21 protein-coding genes are annotated in these 16,791 nt (G+C 68.4%); 1 reads left to right on the plus strand and 20 read right to left on the minus strand.

Translation table 11 applies throughout. The features are described 5' to 3' along the window. Window positions 1-3 precede the first annotated feature (3 nt). The 4 genes from D473_RS0116525 to rplM form a co-directional block, all read right to left on the minus strand. The gene (locus D473_RS0116525) at window positions 4-1,026 is read right to left on the minus strand and encodes an ROK family glucokinase (protein WP_017610167.1); all 1,023 of its coding nucleotides are present in this window, start codon (window positions 1,024-1,026) and stop codon (window positions 4-6) included. Between the two features lie 114 nt (window positions 1,027-1,140). After that, window positions 1,141-2,478 carry a phosphoglucosamine mutase gene (gene glmM, locus D473_RS0116535; protein WP_017610168.1) on the minus strand — a complete coding sequence of 446 codons (1,338 nt, stop codon included), beginning with the start codon at window positions 2,476-2,478 and terminating at the stop codon, window positions 1,141-1,143. A gap of 161 nt (window positions 2,479-2,639) precedes the next feature. Next, window positions 2,640-3,149, minus strand: a complete 510-nt coding sequence (rpsI, locus tag D473_RS0116540) for a 30S ribosomal protein S9 (protein WP_017610169.1) — start codon at window positions 3,147-3,149, stop codon at window positions 2,640-2,642. Window positions 3,150-3,186: 37 nt separating this feature from the next. Beyond that, window positions 3,187-3,636 (minus strand): 50S ribosomal protein L13, encoded by a 450-nt coding sequence (gene rplM, locus D473_RS0116545; protein WP_017610170.1) that lies wholly within the window; start codon window positions 3,634-3,636, stop codon window positions 3,187-3,189. A gap of 1,894 nt (window positions 3,637-5,530) precedes the next feature. Here rplM and D473_RS0116550 point away from each other — a divergent pair. Then, window positions 5,531-6,379, plus strand: coding sequence for a hypothetical protein (locus D473_RS0116550; protein WP_017610171.1), 849 nt, complete (start codon window positions 5,531-5,533; stop codon window positions 6,377-6,379). Window positions 6,380-6,480: 101 nt separating this feature from the next. On the opposite strand, the gene truA is transcribed toward D473_RS0116550, so the two are convergent. The 16 genes from truA to rplF all read right to left on the minus strand — a co-directional run bounded on the left by truA (window position 6,481) and on the right by rplF (window position 16,781). Continuing rightward, window positions 6,481-7,326, minus strand: a complete 846-nt coding sequence (gene truA / locus D473_RS0116555; RefSeq protein ID WP_017610172.1) for a tRNA pseudouridine(38-40) synthase TruA — start codon at window positions 7,324-7,326, stop codon at window positions 6,481-6,483. 94 nt (window positions 7,327-7,420) lie between these two features. Then, complete coding sequence (gene rplQ, locus D473_RS0116560) at window positions 7,421-7,933, minus strand: 50S ribosomal protein L17 (RefSeq protein WP_026127032.1); 513 nt, start codon at window positions 7,931-7,933, stop codon at window positions 7,421-7,423. Window positions 7,934-7,999: 66 nt separating this feature from the next. Then, complete coding sequence (locus D473_RS0116565) at window positions 8,000-9,022, minus strand: DNA-directed RNA polymerase subunit alpha (protein WP_017610174.1); 1,023 nt, start codon at window positions 9,020-9,022, stop codon at window positions 8,000-8,002. Between the two features lie 176 nt (window positions 9,023-9,198). Beyond that, complete coding sequence (rpsK, locus tag D473_RS0116570) at window positions 9,199-9,603, minus strand: 30S ribosomal protein S11 (protein WP_017575978.1); 405 nt, start codon at window positions 9,601-9,603, stop codon at window positions 9,199-9,201. A gap of 66 nt (window positions 9,604-9,669) precedes the next feature. Then, window positions 9,670-10,050 carry a 30S ribosomal protein S13 gene (rpsM, locus tag D473_RS0116575; RefSeq protein ID WP_017610175.1) on the minus strand — a complete coding sequence of 127 codons (381 nt, stop codon included), beginning with the start codon at window positions 10,048-10,050 and terminating at the stop codon, window positions 9,670-9,672. Between the two features lie 218 nt (window positions 10,051-10,268). Next, window positions 10,269-10,382 (minus strand): 50S ribosomal protein L36, encoded by a 114-nt coding sequence (rpmJ, locus tag D473_RS0116580; protein ID WP_026127033.1) that lies wholly within the window; start codon window positions 10,380-10,382, stop codon window positions 10,269-10,271. 46 nt (window positions 10,383-10,428) lie between these two features. Next, on the minus strand, window positions 10,429-10,650 hold the full coding sequence (gene infA, locus D473_RS0116585; RefSeq protein WP_086002075.1) for a translation initiation factor IF-1: 222 nt from the start codon (window positions 10,648-10,650) through the stop codon (window positions 10,429-10,431). Between the two features lie 286 nt (window positions 10,651-10,936). After that, the gene (locus D473_RS0116590; protein WP_017610176.1) at window positions 10,937-11,395 is read right to left on the minus strand and encodes a DUF1707 domain-containing protein; all 459 of its coding nucleotides are present in this window, start codon (window positions 11,393-11,395) and stop codon (window positions 10,937-10,939) included. Window positions 11,396-11,471: 76 nt separating this feature from the next. Further along, on the minus strand, window positions 11,472-12,293 hold the full coding sequence (gene map / locus D473_RS0116595; protein ID WP_017610177.1) for a type I methionyl aminopeptidase: 822 nt from the start codon (window positions 12,291-12,293) through the stop codon (window positions 11,472-11,474). Further along, a complete protein-coding gene (locus D473_RS0116600) occupies window positions 12,293-12,949 on the minus strand; it encodes an adenylate kinase (RefSeq protein ID WP_193373288.1) in 657 nt (218 codons plus the stop codon). Before D473_RS0116600 ends, map begins: the two co-directional genes overlap by 1 nt. After that, window positions 12,950-14,263 (minus strand): preprotein translocase subunit SecY, encoded by a 1,314-nt coding sequence (gene secY, locus D473_RS0116605; protein ID WP_017610179.1) that lies wholly within the window; start codon window positions 14,261-14,263, stop codon window positions 12,950-12,952. Between the two features lie 295 nt (window positions 14,264-14,558). Continuing rightward, the gene (gene rplO, locus D473_RS0116610; protein ID WP_017610180.1) at window positions 14,559-15,023 is read right to left on the minus strand and encodes a 50S ribosomal protein L15; all 465 of its coding nucleotides are present in this window, start codon (window positions 15,021-15,023) and stop codon (window positions 14,559-14,561) included. Continuing rightward, window positions 15,020-15,205 (minus strand): 50S ribosomal protein L30, encoded by a 186-nt coding sequence (gene rpmD, locus D473_RS0116615; RefSeq protein WP_017610181.1) that lies wholly within the window; start codon window positions 15,203-15,205, stop codon window positions 15,020-15,022. The genes rplO and rpmD overlap by 4 nt, the downstream gene beginning before the upstream one ends. A gap of 1 nt (window position 15,206) precedes the next feature. After that, window positions 15,207-15,806 (minus strand): 30S ribosomal protein S5, encoded by a 600-nt coding sequence (rpsE, locus tag D473_RS0116620; protein WP_017610182.1) that lies wholly within the window; start codon window positions 15,804-15,806, stop codon window positions 15,207-15,209. Between the two features lie 51 nt (window positions 15,807-15,857). After that, window positions 15,858-16,238 (minus strand): 50S ribosomal protein L18, encoded by a 381-nt coding sequence (gene rplR, locus D473_RS0116625; protein WP_017610183.1) that lies wholly within the window; start codon window positions 16,236-16,238, stop codon window positions 15,858-15,860. 3 nt (window positions 16,239-16,241) lie between these two features. Beyond that, complete coding sequence (gene rplF / locus D473_RS0116630) at window positions 16,242-16,781, minus strand: 50S ribosomal protein L6 (protein WP_017610184.1); 540 nt, start codon at window positions 16,779-16,781, stop codon at window positions 16,242-16,244. Window positions 16,782-16,791 lie beyond the last annotated feature (10 nt).

The following is a 16,791-nucleotide window of genomic DNA, read 5'->3' on the forward strand; positions in this document are numbered from 1 at the left end:
GGGTCAGCCTCGGCCCAACCTCCGCTGGCGGCGGCCCTGGCGCCAACGGGGCAGCCCCTCGCGCGACAGGTCGGCCGCGCCGACGATCCCCGCCTCGTTTCCCAACGCCGCCGGCACGACCCGCGCCGCGGGCCGGTACCCGCGACCGGTGAGCCCGCGCTCGAAAGCGGTGCGCGCCGGCCCCAGCAGCAGGTCCCCCGTCTCCGAGACCCCGCCGCCGATGACGAACACCTCCGGGTCGAAGGCGGCGGCGAGGTCGGCCAGGCCCCGGCCGAGCCACTCCCCCGCCTCCTCCATCAGCTCCACGCAGGCGCGGTCGCCCTTGGCCGCCAGCTCACCGACGAGCACACCCGTGACCAGTGAGGGGTTCCCGCCGACGGCCTCCGAAAGCGCGCCGGCCACCGGGGAGCCCGCGGCCACGAGCGAACGGGCCTCCCGCGCCAGGGCGTGGCCGCTCACGTACTGCTCCCAGCAACCGCGGTTGCCGCACTCGCACAGGTGCCCGCCGGGAACCACCGTCATGTGCCCGAACTCCCCGGCCACCCCGTACCGGCCCCGGTACAGACGCCCTCCGAGCACGATCGCCCCACCGATACCGGTCCCCAGGTTCACCACCACGACGTCGTCGGAGCCCCGGCCCGCGCCCACACGCGCCTCGGCCCAGGCGGAAGCGTTCGCGTCGTTCTCCACCACCACCGGCAACCCGAGCCGTACCGACAACGCGTCCCGCAGGGGTTCGCCCCGCCACGACAGGTGCGGAGCGAACAGGACCTCGGCGCGGTGCTCGTCCACGAAACCGGCCGCACCCACCCCGACCGCACGCACAGGATGGGCGGAGCGGAGCTCGTCGACGGCCCCGACGACGGTCTCCTCCACCACGTCGGAGCTCTTGCTGCGGTGCGGGGTCTCGGTGCGCACCTGTGCCAGGAGCCGTCCCTGCGGTGTGACCACACCCGCCGAGACCTTGCTGCCGCCGATGTCGACGCCGACCGTCAGCGCCTGACCGAACCACGTGTCCGTGACCATGCCCGTTCCCTTCCCCGACCCCATGGCCTCTGCCCAGGGGGCCACACGAGAAACGGTCGCACCGCTCCTCCCCGGAGCCGTGCGACCGCGTTCCGTCGTTCGGTGGCGTGCCCGTCAGGACAGCTCTTTGCGTACCACCCCGGCGAGCTCCTCCGCGACGGCGCGGGCCTGCTCCTCCTCGGGCGCCTCGACCATGACGCGGACCTTCGGCTCGGTACCGCTCGGGCGCAGCAGAACCCGGCCGGTCTCGCCCAGCACGGACTCGGCCTCGCGCACGGCCGCCCACAACGGTGCGGAGTCGTTCACCTTGGTGCGGTCCACGTCCGGAACGTTGATCAGCACCTGCGGCAGACGCGTCATGACCTCGGCCAACTCGGCCAGCCCCTGACCGCGGCGTGCGATCGCCGACATCAGGTGCAGACCGGTCAGGACCCCGTCACCGGTGGTGCCGTGGTCGAGCAGGATCACGTGGCCCGACTGCTCACCGCCCAGCGTGAACCCGCCGCGCTTCATCTCCTCGAGCACATAGCGGTCGCCCACGGCCGTCTCGACCACGGACACGCCCTCGCGCTTCATCGCCAGCTTCAGCCCCAGGTTGGACATGACCGTGACCACGAGGGTGTCCTCGGCCAGCCGGCCGGACCCCTTCAGCTCGGTCGCCAGGATCGCCAGGATCTGGTCTCCGTCGACGACCTCTCCGCCGGAGTCCACGGCCAGGCAGCGGTCGGCGTCACCGTCATTGGCGATACCGGCGTCGGCGCCGTGCAGGCGCACGGCCTCCTGGAGCGCGTCCAGGTGCGTGGAGCCGTGGCCCTTGTTGATGTTGTGGCCGTCGGGGGCGTCACCGATCGCGATGACCTCGGCGCCCGCCCGGCGCAGGGCCTCGGGGGCGACGGTGCTCGAGGCACCGTGCGCGCAGTCCACGACGATCTTCAACCCGTCCAGACGGTGGCGCAGGGACCCGACGACGTGTTCGACGTAACGCTCGGCCCCGTCGGTGGCCTCCGCGACCCGGCCCACGTCCTCGCCGGTGGCCGGGGTGGAAGGCACTCCGAGCATGCCCTCGATCTCGTCCTCGAGGGCATCGGCGAGCTTGTGGCCGCCCTCTGCGAAGAACTTGATCCCGTTGTCGCGGGCGGGGTTGTGGCTGGCCGAGAGCATGACACCGAAGTCCGCCCCGAGGTCACCGGTGAGGTGGGCCACGGCCGGGGTCGGCAGCACGCCCGCCCGGACCACGTCCACCCCGGTGCTGGCCAGCCCGGCGACGACGGCCGCCTCGAGGAACTCACCGGAGGCGCGCGAATCACGGCCCACGACCGCCATGGGCCGTCGTCCTTCGCGCCGCTCCGTGAGCACGCGCGCCGCCGCGACGGACAGGTCCAGTACGAGATCTGCGGTCAGGTCCTGACCCGCGACACCGCGTACACCATCGGTTCCGAACAGCCGAGCCACAGCGTCAGCCCCTTTCGAGATCGGCGCGTCCTTGACGGCGCCGGAGAGTTCGGGGTGGCAGGAAAAACGCCACCGGAAAAACAAAGGCCCGTACGCCCTCCCCGTGAGCGGGGACGACGTACGGGCCACAGCTCAGCCGGGCAGGAGCCGGCGAGAGAGCATCAGCGCTTGGAGAACTGGGGAGCCTTGCGCGCCTTCTTGAGACCGGCCTTCTTCCGCTCGACCTCGCGGTCGTCGCGGGTGAGGAAACCGGCCTTCTTGAGGGTCGGGCGGTTGTTCTCCGGGTCCAGGGACGACAGCGCACGGGCAACGCCGTGACGCATGGCGCCGGCCTGTCCACTCGGGCCTCCGCCGTTCAGACGGGCGAAGACGTCGTAGGCGCCGTCGAACCCGAGGGAGACCAGCGGCTCCTTGATGGCCTGCTGGTGGACCTTGTCCGGGAAGTAGTCCTCGAGCGACTTGCCGTTGACCTTGACCTCACCGGTGCCGGGCGCGATCCGGACACGGGCCACGGCCTTCTTGCGGCGGCCGGTGCCGGCACTGGGGCCGGACGCGGTGGGAACGTAGGCAGCGACGGTCTCGTCGGACTCGCTGGTGTACTCGGAGGGGAATTCCTCCGGGTTCTCGGTGTACTCCTGCTCGACGTCTTCGATGCCGGTGGGCTCGACCACGGTTCTCCTCGTACTTCCTGTAAAGTCTCGCGAACGCCTAGGCGGACTGCTCGATCTTGCCGATCTCGAACGGAACCGGCTGCTGGGCCTGGTGCGGGTGCTCCGGGCCGGAATACACCTTGAGCTTCTTGGCCATCTGGCGCCCGAGGGGACCCTTGGGGAGCATGCCCTTCACGGCCTTCTCGATGGCGCGCTCGGGGTACTTCTCCATCAGCTCCGAGTAGGAGACCGAACGCATACCGCCCGGGTAACCGGAGTGCCGGTACGCGCGCTTCTGCTCCAGCTTCTTACCGGTCAGCGCGACCTTGTCGGCGTTCACGACGATCACGAAGTCGCCGGTGTCGATGTGGGGCGCGTAGTAGGGCTTGTGCTTGCCCCGAAGCAGCGTGGCAACCTGGCTCGCCATACGCCCGAGCACGAGATCGGTAGCGTCGACAACGTGCCACTGACGCTGGACATCGCTAGTTTTGGGGCTGTATGTGCGCACGATCGTTTGCCTTCGCTCTTCAGTCGGCTGCCCCATCCCAGGAGGGATGGTGGACTCGTTTACGGAACACCCCCGCGGGCGCGGGGCCGGGAACTCCCCGCGGTTGCGGGGCCGTCACTGGCCGGATGTCCCATACCATTTCAGGACGACTCCGGTGGTGAGTGCGCAGACGGTGGTGCGTGGATCGGCTCCCTGTGACTCGATGTCTGGGGCCCACGGCAACTCAACGCACAACGACGGAACATCCTACTCGGCTCCCCGGATACAGGTCAAAACGAATCCAGGTGTCCCGCGCAGGACCACGTCCGCACTCCATAGTACGGACCCGGGGCCACGTCCGTGACCTCTCCGCCTTTTATTATGCCTGCCGTCAGAAGTGCTTCGTCCCGTTCTCGGCCGGGCGTTGGTTACCCTTGCACCGAAAGGACGCTCTCTGCCCCCGTGCGACGGGCACTGACACCCCCTCGGAGACACCCGTCACGATCCCGTCTCCCCCGCGATCGGAACGCACGGGCGCCTTCCGTCCCATCCTCGGAGCCTTCGGAGACTCTCATCAGTACGCATCCGCACTCGCCGCAGAACGGTCCGGACGGACAGCAGAACGGTGACGGCCGGGACCTGCTGGGACCGGAGCCCTCGGCCCCCGCAGGGGCCGGGGAACAGGATTTCACAGACGACGGGTCCGGCGCGTGGGGTTTCGGCCGCTCGGGCGCCCTCGGAGAGGGAGAGACCGGTCACAGCGGCGCCGGGGCGTCCGGTGCGGCGGCCGGGCCGGAGGGATCTGCCGCCCCCGGCGACGCGCTCCAGAGCGGATACGCACCGGTCCCGCCCAGCGCTCCGCGGCCTCCATGGGCCGACACCGAGGGAACCGGTGCACGGGAACCGACGTTCAGCGTCCCGACACCCCCGTGGGCCGGCACCGAAGGCGCCGGTTCACAGACACCGGCCGGGCACCAGAACTTTCCCACGGACACGAAGAGCGGCGGGTACGCACCCGTCCCTCCCGGAGGACCGCAGCCGCCCCGGACAGACACNCCACAGCGGCCCTGTCGGCCCTACCGGTCCCATGGAGCCCAGCACCCCCGGAGGCCCCACGGGCCCGACCGGTGGCCCCTACGGCCCCATGCCCCCCAGGGGGCACAATGGCCCCGGACATCCCCACACCCCGAGCGGATCCCACCAAGCCATGAATCGCAATGTCCCCCCGGACCCCGAGGGCCACGACGGCCCCAGCGGCCCGCACCCGCCACACCGCCCGCAAGCACCGGAAGGCCACGGTGCACCGGGCGCGCCCCGCGCCCCGGAAGGCCCACAGCAGCCGCCCGTGCCCCCGGGCGGCCGCCCGGGCCCCGGTGGGCCTCCGGGCCCTGGTGGGCCTCCGGGGCCGGGCGGCCCCAACGGACCCAACGGACCCCAGGGCCCCGGGGGACCGCACCGGGCCATGCCCCCCGGCCCCCCTCAAGGTCCGGGTGGCTCCCGGGGGCCCGGAGCTCCCCAGGGCCCCATGGGCCCGGGCGGCGGTCAGCCGCCCGTTCCCCCCGGTCCCCCGCAGGGCCCCGGCGGGCCCGGATTCCCCCAGGGCCCGCCTCCGGGCGCCCCCAACGGCCCCAGCGGCCCGCACCCGCCCATGGGCCACGGCTCCCCGAACGGACCGCCCCCTCCGATGGGTACAGGAGGCCCGCACGGTCCCGGCGCCCAGCACGGACCGCAGGGCCCCGGGCACCCTGCGGGTCCCCCCGTGCCGCCCGGCGCGCCCATGGGGCCGGGCGGCCCCCAGGGCCCGCCTCCCGGTGGTCCCGGCGGCCCCAACGGCCCTCCGCCGCCCATGCCTCACGGCGGCCCTCAGGGTCCCGGCCCCGGAGCCGGTCCCGGTGACACGCCCCCCGAGGAACCGATGTTTCCGACCGAGTCGGTGGGAGCCACCCAGAACTTCGCCGCCGTCCCCTCGTCCGGACGCGGCGACGACCGTCCGCTCTTCCGTGACGAGGTCCCCGAGGACCACGGCGCCGACACCGCACAGTTCGACGTCCAGAGCATGGACGACCACGACTACTACGACGAGGGCGGCAACTCCGGCACCGGCAAGCGCAAGACCCTGCTGATCGGCGGTTTCGTGGTCCTGCTCGTCGCAGCGGCGGGCGGCGCCTACTTCATCGCCTCCAGCGGATCGCTCCCCGACGGCGGCGCCCAGGCCGCGACCGTCGCGAACGAGGACGAGGACCCGGACGCGCTCGACTCCGAGACCCTCTTCCCCGAGTCCGTGTCGCTGAGCACCGACGACTACGACGGTGACTTCGACCGGGTCGCGGTCGACGACGTCGAGGACTGCGCCGAGGGCGCACACGGCGAGTACGGCGAGGTGCTCTCGGGCAACGACTGCCGCCAGTTGGTGCGCGCCTCCTACCTCAACGAGGACGACGGACACGCGGTGACCGTCGGTGTGGCCGCCATGCCCTCGGAGGAAGAGGCAGGGGCCGCTCTGGGCGAACAGGACCTCGTCGCCGCCCAGTGGTTCGCGGGATTGTCCGGCGAAGAAGGGTCGGCCGCCGAGGGCCTGGACCACGCCGGCGGGTTCGGCAACAGCGCCACGTGGGGGCGGTACGTGCTCTTCTCCCTCGGCACGGACGGCACGGCCGGGGAAGAGGGCTCGGAAGAGGGCGCGGAGGACGCCACCGAGCTGCGCAGCGTCAGCGACGGGTTCCTGGAGGAACTCCACACCTCGATCTCCGACGAGCGTTCCTAGAGGGCCGGTCCGACACACGTGACGGGGCGGCGGCCACACAGGCCGCCGCCCCTCGTGTTTTCCGCGGGTGTCTCATCCGGGTACCCACGCGCACGGCCGCTTCAGCGCAGTTCCCGCACCCGCCGGGTCGCGGACGCACGCGGTGCGAGCTCCTCGTCCGCGGGGTAGCGCACCTCCTCCAGGCTCAGCCCCTGCGGACCGACCACGTGCACCGACGAATCGCGCACACCGGCCCGCAACACCTCCCCCGGCCACTCGGGCGCACGTCGGCCGTCCCCGACCGCCAACAGCGCTCCCACGAGCGCACGCACCATGTTGTGGCAGAACGCGTCCGCCTTGATCGTCCCGTGCAGCAGGTGCTCGTCCACCCGCTCCCACGACAGGTGCAGCAGTTCACGGACGGTCGTCGCACCCTCCCGCTTCTTGCAGTACGCCGCGAAGTCGTGCTCGCCGCGCAACCGCTCAGCCGCGGCGTTCATCCGGTCCGTGTCCAACGGGCGCCTGTGCCACAACACGTCCCGCCTCCGCAGCGGATCCACTCCGTAGGGTGCGTCACCGACCCGGTACAGGTAGCGCCGGAACAGGGGGGAGAAGCGGGCGTCGAAGCCGGGCGGGGCCACACGCGCGTCGTTGACCCGTACGTCCTTGGGCAGCACACCGGCCAGGCGCCGCAGCACCCGCTCCCCCTCGCGCTCCCACGTCTGCAGCGGCACGTCGGCCTGGGCCACCTGACCGCGCGCGTGCACACCCGCGTCGGTACGCCCCGCGCAGGTCAGCGGCACCGACGGCAGGCGCAGAACCTTGGCCAGCGCGTTCTCCAGCTCCCCCTGGACGGTACGCCGGGTCGGCTGGGTGGCCCACCCGGAGAAGTCGGTGCCGTCGTAGGCGATGTCGAAGCGCACCCGCACCAGCTCGGGGCCCCCGACCGTCATCTCGTTCACGTCCATCGTTGCTGTCCCGTCCCGGATACGACGAGTGCCCGACCCCCCACGGGGATCGGGCACTCGGCAGGAAGCACGCGAAAACGTCGTGCGCCTTGTCTTACTTGTCCTCGGACTTGTCGCCCTCGGCCTGAGCGGTCTGCTCCGAGGTGGTGTCCTCGGCAGGCTGGTCCCCTGCTTCCGAGGCCCCGGCGGCCTCCTCGGAGGAGGTCTCCTCCGAGGGAGCGGCCGAGGTGGCCGGAGCGGCCGGGGCGGCCATGGCCTCGACCAGTTCGATCACGGCCATCGGGGCGTTGTCGCCCTTGCGCGGACCGATCTTGGTGATGCGGGTGTAACCACCGGGACGGTTCTCGAAGCGCGGGCCGATCTCGGTGAACAGCTCGTGCACGACGGCCTTGTCGGTGATCTTGGTCAGCACCTGGCGACGGGCGTGCAGGTCACCGCGCTTGCCGAAAGTGATCAGCTTCTCGACGTAGGGACGCAGACGCTTGGCCTTGGTCTCGGTGGTGCGGATGCGGCCGTGGGTGAGCAGCGAGGTGGCGAGGTTCGCCAGCATGTGCCGCTCGTGAGCCGGCCCGGAACCCAGACGGGCGCCCTTCGTAGGCGTGGGCATGGTGTCGTTCTCCTAGTGGTGCGGTCCACGGCAGCACTCGGCCGGGGACCATTGGGCGACGAAGGTCTAGTACTGCTCCGTCTCGACGAAGGACTCGTCCTCGTCGTCCTCGGAGCCGAAGGAATCGGCCGCGGAGCCGGGGTCGAATCCGGGAGGGGAGTCCTTCAGCGACAGGCCCATGTCGACGAGCTTCTGCTTGACCTCGTCGATGGACTTGGCACCGAAGTTGCGGATGTCCAACAGGTCCTGCTCGGAGCGGGCAACCAGCTCGCCGACGCTGTGGATCCCCTCACGCTTGAGGCAGTTGTAGGACCGGACCGTGAGGTTGAGGTCCTCGATGGGCAGCGCCAGGTCCGCCGCGAGTGCGGCGTCCGTCGGCGACGGGCCCATGTCGATGCCCTCGGCGTCGACGTTGAGCTCACGCGCCAGACCGAAGAGCTCGACCAGGGTCTTGCCCGCGCTGGCCACGGCGTCACGGGGACGGATGGCCGGCTTGGTCTCGATGTCGACGATCAGGCGGTCGAAGTCGGTGCGCTGCTCCACACGGGTGGCCTCGACCTTGTAGGTCACACGCAGCACCGGGGAGTAGATCGAGTCGATCGGGATACGGCCGATCTCCTGACCCTGCTGCTTGTTCTGCGTAGCCGAGACGTAACCGCGGCCGCGCTCGACCGTCAACTCCATCTCGAGCTTGCCCTTGCCATTGAGCGTGGCCAGGTGCAGGTCGGGGTTGTGCACCTCGACACCGGCCGGCGGAGCGATGTCCGCGGCGGTCACCACACCGGGGCCCTGCTTGCGCAGGTACATCAGCACCGGCTCGTCGTGCTCGGAGCTGACGACCAGGCCCTTGAGGTTGAGGATCATCTCGGTGACGTCCTCCTTGACACCGGGCACGGTGGTGAACTCGTGCTCGACGCCCTCGATGCGGATGCTCGTGACAGCCGCACCGGGGATGGAGGACAGCAACGTGCGCCGGAGCGAGTTGCCGATGGTGTAACCGAAGCCCGGCTCGAGCGGCTCGATGACGAATTTCGAGCGCAGGTCCGAGGCGACTTCCTCGGTGAGCGTGGGACGCTGTGCGATCAACATGGTCCGTGTCTTCCCTTCCACATGGCCGCCCGCTATTTGACGACCACCTGACGGGCACCACCGGACGGGTGCCCGTTGACCGGATTCCTACCCAGCGCGCGCTCCCGTGATGGGAGCACGGCCGACAAGCGCGGCACGGCGCCCGCGGGGCAGGTACGCGGACGCCGGAGACGGGATCAGACCCGGCGGCGCTTGGGCGGACGGCAGCCGTTGTGCGGAACCGGGGTGACGTCCTGGATGGAGCCGACCTCCAGACCGGTCGCCTGCAGCGAACGGATGGCGGTCTCCCGGCCCGACCCCGGGCCCTTCACGAACACGTCCACCTTGCGGACACCGTGCTCCTGGGCACGGCGCGCGGAGGACTCGGCGGCCATCTGAGCGGCGTAGGGGGTCGACTTACGCGAACCCTTGAAGCCGACCTGACCGGAGCTGGCCCACGAGATCACGGCACCGTTCGGGTCGGTGATGGTCACCACCGTGTTGTTGAACGTGCTCTTGATGTGAGCGTGTCCGTGGACAATGTTCTTCTTTTCCTTGCGGCGCACCTTGCGCGCGGCACCCTGACGGCCCTTAGGCGGCATTGGCGAAACTCCCAGAGATCATCGGTCCGTAAACGGTTCTCGGACTCGGTGGATGGTCCGAGCGGACTACTTCTTGCCGGACTTCTTCTTACCGGCCACGGTCTTCTTCTTGCCCTTGCGGGTGCGCGCGTTGGTCTGCGTGCGCTGACCGCGGACGGGCACACCACGACGGTGACGGATGCCCTGGTAGCTACCGATCTCCATCTTGCGACGGATGTCGGCCTGCACCTCGCGGCGCAGGTCACCCTCGACCTGGTAGGTGTTCTCGATCCACTCGCGGAGCTTGACGAGGTCTTCCTCGGACAGCTCGTGGATGCGGGTGCTGCCGTCGACACCAGCGTTGTTGACGGTCTCGATCGCGCGCGTGCGACCGATCCCGAAGACGTATGTGAGAGCGATCTCCACCCGCTTGTCACGGGGGAGGTCCACGCCGGCAATACGTGCCATGTGGGCGATACTCCATCTCTTCTTGTGCGGAGGTCTGTACCCGTCCCACCCTCTCGTCGCCCAATCGACGAGGCCCCGGCCTCCGACCAGGGGTGGTTCCCGGACCGTCGATGCGGTCGGACGGGAATCGGGACGGGTTCCTGTTGTTCCACAACCTCCCGGGAAGCCCCGGGACGGGTGCTTGCGATGCGTGAATCCGCAGCAAGCCCGCCGGGTCGTTAACCCTGGCGCTGCTTGTGGCGCGGGTCCGAGCAGATGACCATAACCCGCCTGTTGCGGCTGATCACGCGGCACTTCGCGCACATCTTCTTCACGCTCGGCTTGACCTTCATGGTGACTCCGAACTCATGCGGCTCCGGGCCGTGCGGCCCCAGCCGACTACTTGTAGCGGTAAACGATGCGCCCGCGCGTGAGATCGTACGGGCTCAGCTCCACGACGACACGGTCGTCGGGAAGAATGCGGATGTAGTTCATCCGCATCTTGCCGCTGATATGGGCAAGGACCTGGTGCCCGTTGTCGAGCTCTACCTTGAACACAGCGTTGGGTAGGGACTCGACAACGGAACCCTCGATCTCGATGGCGCCGTCTTTCTTGGCCATGTCCTCCACGCCTCGCTCATCGATTGGTTGATCAGGACAACCCGACGCGTCCCCAGCGGTCCTGGCATGACATTACGGCCCCGGCGACGACTGGTCACACACGTCACCGACGCCAGAACTCACTGGAAGCTCGGGCCAACTGCAAGAGCGTGCGCCGTGTGGACGCGCAACGAGGAAGGCAGACTGACCCAACAGCCCGCGTATGGGCAATGCAAGTCTACCCCTTCGGGCAAGTACTCCTGCCAGAGGGCGGAACACCTTACACCGGACAAGCCCCGATCAGTCACTACCGGTGGAGGCCGTCCTCGCCTCCGCGCTGTCCCCACATCACCCCGAGTGTCACCAACCCCATGAGGATCCCCCACGGGAACAGAACCCACAGGAACCAGGGATAGGAGTGGCCGGTGGTGAGGAAGACGATCAGCCAGATGGCGAAACAGAGGAGGTTGACCCCGCCCCACAGGAACCAAGGGATGAGGAGAGCAGGATCACGCCAACTCAGTGGAGAGGCCGAGGCCTCCTCCGGCACCCGTTCCGCGTCCCGCAACTCGGCGAGATCGCGTTCGGGAAGATCCTCGGTGACCCGGGCCAGCTCCGCCTCGGTACGCGACTTGTAGGCGCCGGAGAGGCGTTCGGTGAACTCCTCGTGGTCCAACCGCCCCTGGGCGAAATGCTCTTGGAGCAGCTGGGCGATCCGGTCACGTTCGGAATCGGATGTCCGCATGGGGGGAACCTGGTCGGACACTGCGCGCACCTCGCAAGGAAGAGGGCGGTGACGTACCGGACCCTCGGCCCCGCTTCCTCGGGCCGGCGCCGGGCCGTCACCAGCTCGGCTGGACGAATCCCATGTCCGCGACCTTATCGCAGTTCTCCTCGCGAGCCGTCAGAACCATCGGCCCACCCGCGGTGATGGCCACCGAGTGTTCGAAGTGGGCTGCCCTGCCGCCGTCGCGGGTGACCACGGTCCAGTCGTCGTCGAGGGTGATCACGTCGTGCCCACGCATGGTCGTCATCGGCTCGATCGCCAGGCACATGCCCTCGACCAGCTTGACTCCCCTGCCCTTTCGGCCGTAGTTGAGCACGTGCGGATCCATGTGCATCTCGGTCCCGATGCCGTGCCCCCCGTACTCACGCACGTTGCCGTAACCGCCGTTGTCGGCGATGTAGGTGCCGATGGCATGGCTGATGTCGCTCAGACGACCGCCCACACGCATCTGGGCGATGCCCTGCCACATCGATTCCTCGCACACGGCCATCATGCGCAGGTCCTCCTCACGCGGGGTCCCGGCGACCACCGTGATGGCGGAGTCCCCGTGCCAGCCATCCAGGATCGCTCCGCAGTCGACGGAGACGATGTCACCGTCGGAGAGCACGCTCTCGGCGCTCGGGATCCCGTGGACGACCTGTTCGTTGACCGAGGCACAGATCGACCCCGGGAAACCGTAGTAGCCCTTGAAGGACGGTACGGCCCCCGCGTCGCGGATGATCTTCTCGGCGACCGCGTCGAGTTCGAGGGTCGACACACCGGGCCGGACCGCGTCCCGCACGGCGTCGAGGGCACGGGCCACGATGCGGCCCGCCCCCCTCATCAGCTCGATCTGTTCCGGGGTCTTGAGCTGCACCGGTTCGGTTCTGCGGATCATCAGGAGGAAGCCTTCTCCCGGATCGCCGCCATGGCGCGCTCGGACACCTCGGCGACCGGACCGGTCGCCGCGATGGTGGCCAGCAGCCCTTCGCCCTCGTAGAACTCCACCAGCGGCGCGGTCTGGTCCCGGTAGACCTTCAGGCGGTGCCGGATGGTCTCCTCCCGGTCGTCCTCCCGCTGGTACAGCTCGGTGCCGTCCTCGTCGCACCGGCCTGCGGTCCTCGGGGCGTCGTACTCGACGTGGTAGACACGGCCGCACTCCGGGCAGGAGCGACGCCCGGAGAGACGCTTGACGACCTCTTCCTCGTCGACCCGCAGCTCCAGGACCGCGTCCAGCTTCGAGCCCAGGTCGGCGAGCATGGTCTTCAGCGTCTCCGCCTGGGGCACGTTACGCGGGAACCCGTCGAGCAGGAAGCCCTCTGCCGCGTCCTCCTGTGCCAGGCGATCTTTGACCATCGCGTTGGTGACCTCGTCAGGGACCAGGTCCCCTCGGTCCATGTACTCCTTGGCTTTCTTGCCAAGCTCCGTGCCACCACTGACGTTGGCCCGGAAGATGTCCCCGGTGGACACCTTCGGGATCGACAGCTCGGTCGCGAGGATCTGGGCCTGGGTACCTTTACCGGCCCCAGGCGGACCCACCAATACAGCGCGCATTTATCGCAGAAAACCTTCGTAGTTCCTCTGCTGGAGGTGACTCTCGATCTGCTTCACCGTGTCCAGCCCGACACCGACCATGATCAGAATGCTCGTCCCGCCGAAGGGGAAGTTCATGTCGGCGCCGGTGGCTCCGAGCGCGACCATCGGAAGAAGAGCAATCACACCCAGGTACAAGGACCCTGGCGTCGTCAGACGTGTGAGCACGTGGTCGAGGTACTCAGCCGTGGGACGCCCAGGTCGGATACCCGGGATGAAACCACCGTACTTCTTCATGTTGTCGGCGACTTCAGTGGGGTTGAACGTGATCGCGACGTAGAAGAACGCGAAGCCCACGATCATGACGAAGAAGGTCGCCATGTAGACGGGGTGAGTCCCTGTGAGGAAGTAGGTCTGGAAGAACTCCGCCACCGGGTGGGTGGAGTCCTGGCCCATGAGCCCCACGATGAGCTGTGGCAGGTACAGCAGAGAAGAGGCGAAGATCACGGGGATGATGCCCGCCTGGTTGACCTTCAGCGGGATGTAGGTCGAGCTGCCGCCGTACATGCGGCGGCCGACCATCCGCTTGGCGTACTGCACCGGGATACGGCGCTGGGCCTGCTCCATGAAGACCACGGCCGTGATGAGCGCGAGGCCGGCGATGCAGATGACGGTGAAGATCCAGACGGAGCGTTCCTCGAACATGCTCATGATCGAGGAGGGGAACATCGCGATGACCTGGGTGAAGATCAGCAGCGACATGCCGTTGCCGACGCCGCGCTCGGTGATGAGCTCACCGAACCACATGATGATCGCGGTGCCCGCGGTCATCGTGAAGACCATCGTCACCATGGTGAGGATGTCCTGGTTCGGCATGTAGACCGACGCCGGGATCTGGTTCTGGAAGAGCGCACCCGTCCGGGCCATCGCCACGATGCTGGTGGCCTGCAGCACGGCCAGCATTATGGTCAGATAACGCGTGTACTGCGTGATCTTGGCCTGCCCGGACTGCCCCTCCTTCTTGAGGCGTTCCAAGTGCGGGATCACCACAGTGAGCAGGTTGATGATGATGCTCGCGGTGATGTAAGGCATGACCCCGAGTGCGAACACCGCCAGTTGCAGCAGTGCGCCACCGCTGAACAGGTTGATCAGTGTGTACACACCGGTCTGATCAGCGGCCGTGACCGCCTCCATCTGCTCCCGGATGGCCGCGGAGTCGATCCCCGGGGCGGGGATCACCGAGCCGAGCCGGAACAGCGTCAGGATGAACAGTGTGAACAGCAGCTTGTTGCGCAGGTCGGGCGTGCGGAATGCACGAACGAACGCACCTAGCACGTCTCCTCCTGCGCGGTTTCGGCGGCGGAACGGGTTCCAGACATCGCGGCCGATCCTGATCGTCGTAGAGCCTCAGCACGGGCTGGTCGCCCTGTGCTCGGAAGTTTTCACATTAGGTCAAGCGGGAAGCTTAAACAGATGGCACTGTAACAGTCATCACGCGCTCATATCAGTTCGTGAGCCATAACGATCGCCGCTCACGTCCAACGCGGGCCGAACAACGCGGGGCGCCCGCCGACCGGTCGTTCCGACCCGCCGTGCGGACGCCCCTTGCGATGCATATCCGGGAAGATCCCTAGACCTCGGTGGTCGAACCACCGGCGGCGGCGATCTTCTCCTTCGCCGATCCGGAGAACGCCGTGGCGCTCACCTGGACAGCGACGTTGATCTCGCCCGTACCCAGGACCTTGACCGGCTCGTTCTTGCGAACTGCGCCCTTGGCCACCAGGTCGTCGATGCCGACCTGGCCGCCCTGGGGGAACAGCTCCCCGATCCTGTCCAGGTTCACGATCTGATAGATCGTCTTGAACCGGGCGTTGCTGAAGCCCTTGAGCTTGGGCACCCGACGGATGAGGGGCATCTGGCCACCCTCGAAACCGACGGGAACGGTGCTACGAGCCTTCGTGCCCTTGGTGCCACGACCGGCGGTCTTGCCCTTGGACGCCTCGCCGCGACCCTTGCGGGTCTTGGCCTTGTTGGCGCCGGGGGCCGGCCGCAGGTGGTGCAGCTTGAGCAGCTCGTCGGGGCTGTAGTCGCTCACTTCACGACCTCCTCGACACTGACAAGGTGCGAAACGATCGTGATCTGTCCACGCACCTCGGGACGGTCCTCACGGACAGTGGACTTGCCGATCCGGCCCAGCCCGAGGGTCTGGAGAGCAGCGGCCTGCTTCTCCTTGCCCCCGATCAGCGACCGGGTCTGTGTGATCTTCAGGTCGGCCATCTCAGGTACCTGCCTTCGCCTCAGCGCGGGCACGCAGCATGGCGGCCGGAGCGACGTCCTCGAGCGGCAGTCCCCGGCGCGCCGCGATCGCCTCGGGCTGGTTGAGCCCCTTGAGCGCGGCGACGGTGGCGTGCACGATGTTCAGCGGGTTCGAGGACCCGAGGGACTTGCTCAGGACGTCGTGGACCCCGGCGCAATCCAGGACTGCACGGACCGGACCACCGGCGATGACACCGGTACCGGGGGCGGCCGGCCGCAGCATGACGATGCCGGCGGCCTCCTCGCCCGTGATCTTGTGCGTGATCGTGCCCTGGACGCGCGGGACGCGGAAGAAGTTCTTCTTCGCTTCCTCGACACCCTTGGCGATGGCGGAGGGGACTTCCTTGGCCTTGCCGTAACCCACACCGACCATGCCGTCGCCGTCACCGACGACGACCAGGGCGGTGAAGGAGAAGCGACGGCCGCCCTTGACGACCTTCGCGACCCTGTTGATGGTCACGACCTTCTCCGTGTAGGAGACACCCTTGTCTGCGCCGCCGCGGCGATCATCACGGCGATCACGCCGCTCGCCACCGGCGCCGCGCCGCGGTGCTGCAGCCATCAGTGGTTCCTCTTCTCGTGGTTGATCTTGTGCGTAACGAAGGTCATCGGATCAGAACTCCAGTCCGCCCTCACGCGCCGCCTCCGCGAGCGCGGCGATGCGACCGGCGTACCGGTTGCCGCCGCGGTCGAAGACGACCTGGGTGACGCCGGCCTCCTTGGCGCGCTGCGCGACGATCTCACCCACCTTGACGGACTTCTCGGTCTTGGTTCCCTCCGTCGCACGGAGGTCGGCCTCGACGCTGGAAGCAGCGGCCAGGGTGTGGCCCTGGGTGTCGTCGATGACCTGCACCACGATGTGCTTCGAGGAGCGGAACACGTTCAGGCGCGGGCGCTCGGGGGTGCCGACGATCTTCTTCCGGCCCCGGTTGTGCCGGCGCAGGCGCGCGGTCGTGTACTTGGCCGTCCGCTTACGGCTCACGGTGATGCCCATTGCCTACTTACCAGCCTTTCCGGCCTTGCGGCGGATGTGCTCACCCTGGTAGCGAACGCCCTTGGCCTTGTAGGGGTCAGGCTTGCGCAGGCCGCGGATGTTCGCGGCGATCTGACCCACGAGCTGCTTGTCGATGCCTTCGACGTGGAAGATCGTCGGCTTCTCCACGCGGAAGGTGATGCCCTCCGGCGGCTCCACCACGACGGGGTGGCTGTAGCCGAGCGAGAACTCGAGGTTCTGGCCGCGGGCCTGGACGCGGTAACCCACACCGTGGATCTCCAGCGTCTTGGAGTAACCCTCGGAGACACCCTTGACCAGGTTGGCCAGGATGGACCGGGTCAGCCCGTGCAGCGAGCGGTTCTCCGGGTCATCGTCGGGACGCACCACCGTGACCACGCCGTCCTCATCACGGGAGGCAGTGATCGGTTCGGTGATGGTGTGCTTGAGTTCGCCCTTCGGCCCCTTGACAGTGACGTCTTGCCCGTTGATCGTGACTTCGACGCCCTTAGGGGCCGAGATCGGCAGTCGACCGATACGCGACATGCTTCAATCT

This window comes from Nocardiopsis xinjiangensis YIM 90004 (assembly GCF_000341145.1).
Classification (GTDB): domain Bacteria; phylum Actinomycetota; class Actinomycetes; order Streptosporangiales; family Streptosporangiaceae; genus Nocardiopsis; species Nocardiopsis xinjiangensis.

Excerpts from the sequence above, each read along its gene's own strand:
- D473_RS0116525 (WP_017610167.1), bottom strand. The coding sequence starts at position 1,026 with ATGGTCACGGACACGTGGTTCGGTCAGGCGCTGACGGTCGGCGTCGAC.
- D473_RS0116550 (WP_017610171.1), top strand. The coding sequence starts at position 5,531 with ATGTTTCCGACCGAGTCGGTGGGAGCCACCCAGAACTTCGCCGCCGTC.
- truA (WP_017610172.1), bottom strand. The coding sequence starts at position 7,326 with ATGGACGTGAACGAGATGACGGTCGGGGGCCCCGAGCTGGTGCGGGTG.
- rplQ (WP_026127032.1), bottom strand. The coding sequence starts at position 7,933 with ATGCCCACGCCTACGAAGGGCGCCCGTCTGGGTTCCGGGCCGGCTCAC.
- D473_RS0116565 (WP_017610174.1), bottom strand. The coding sequence starts at position 9,022 with ATGTTGATCGCACAGCGTCCCACGCTCACCGAGGAAGTCGCCTCGGAC.
- rpsK (WP_017575978.1), bottom strand. The coding sequence starts at position 9,603 with ATGCCGCCTAAGGGCCGTCAGGGTGCCGCGCGCAAGGTGCGCCGCAAG.
- rpsM (WP_017610175.1), bottom strand. The coding sequence starts at position 10,050 with ATGGCACGTATTGCCGGCGTGGACCTCCCCCGTGACAAGCGGGTGGAG.
- rpmJ (WP_026127033.1), bottom strand. The coding sequence starts at position 10,382 with ATGAAGGTCAAGCCGAGCGTGAAGAAGATGTGCGCGAAGTGCCGCGTG.
- infA (WP_086002075.1), bottom strand. The coding sequence starts at position 10,650 with ATGGCCAAGAAAGACGGCGCCATCGAGATCGAGGGTTCCGTTGTCGAG.
- map (WP_017610177.1), bottom strand. The coding sequence starts at position 12,293 with ATGATCCGCAGAACCGAACCGGTGCAGCTCAAGACCCCGGAACAGATC.
- D473_RS0116600 (WP_193373288.1), bottom strand. The coding sequence starts at position 12,949 with ATGCGCGCTGTATTGGTGGGTCCGCCTGGGGCCGGTAAAGGTACCCAG.
- rpmD (WP_017610181.1), bottom strand. The coding sequence starts at position 15,205 with ATGGCCGACCTGAAGATCACACAGACCCGGTCGCTGATCGGGGGCAAG.
- rpsE (WP_017610182.1), bottom strand. The coding sequence starts at position 15,806 with ATGGCTGCAGCACCGCGGCGCGGCGCCGGTGGCGAGCGGCGTGATCGC.
- rplR (WP_017610183.1), bottom strand. The coding sequence starts at position 16,238 with ATGGGCATCACCGTGAGCCGTAAGCGGACGGCCAAGTACACGACCGCG.
- rplF (WP_017610184.1), bottom strand. The coding sequence starts at position 16,781 with ATGTCGCGTATCGGTCGACTGCCGATCTCGGCCCCTAAGGGCGTCGAA.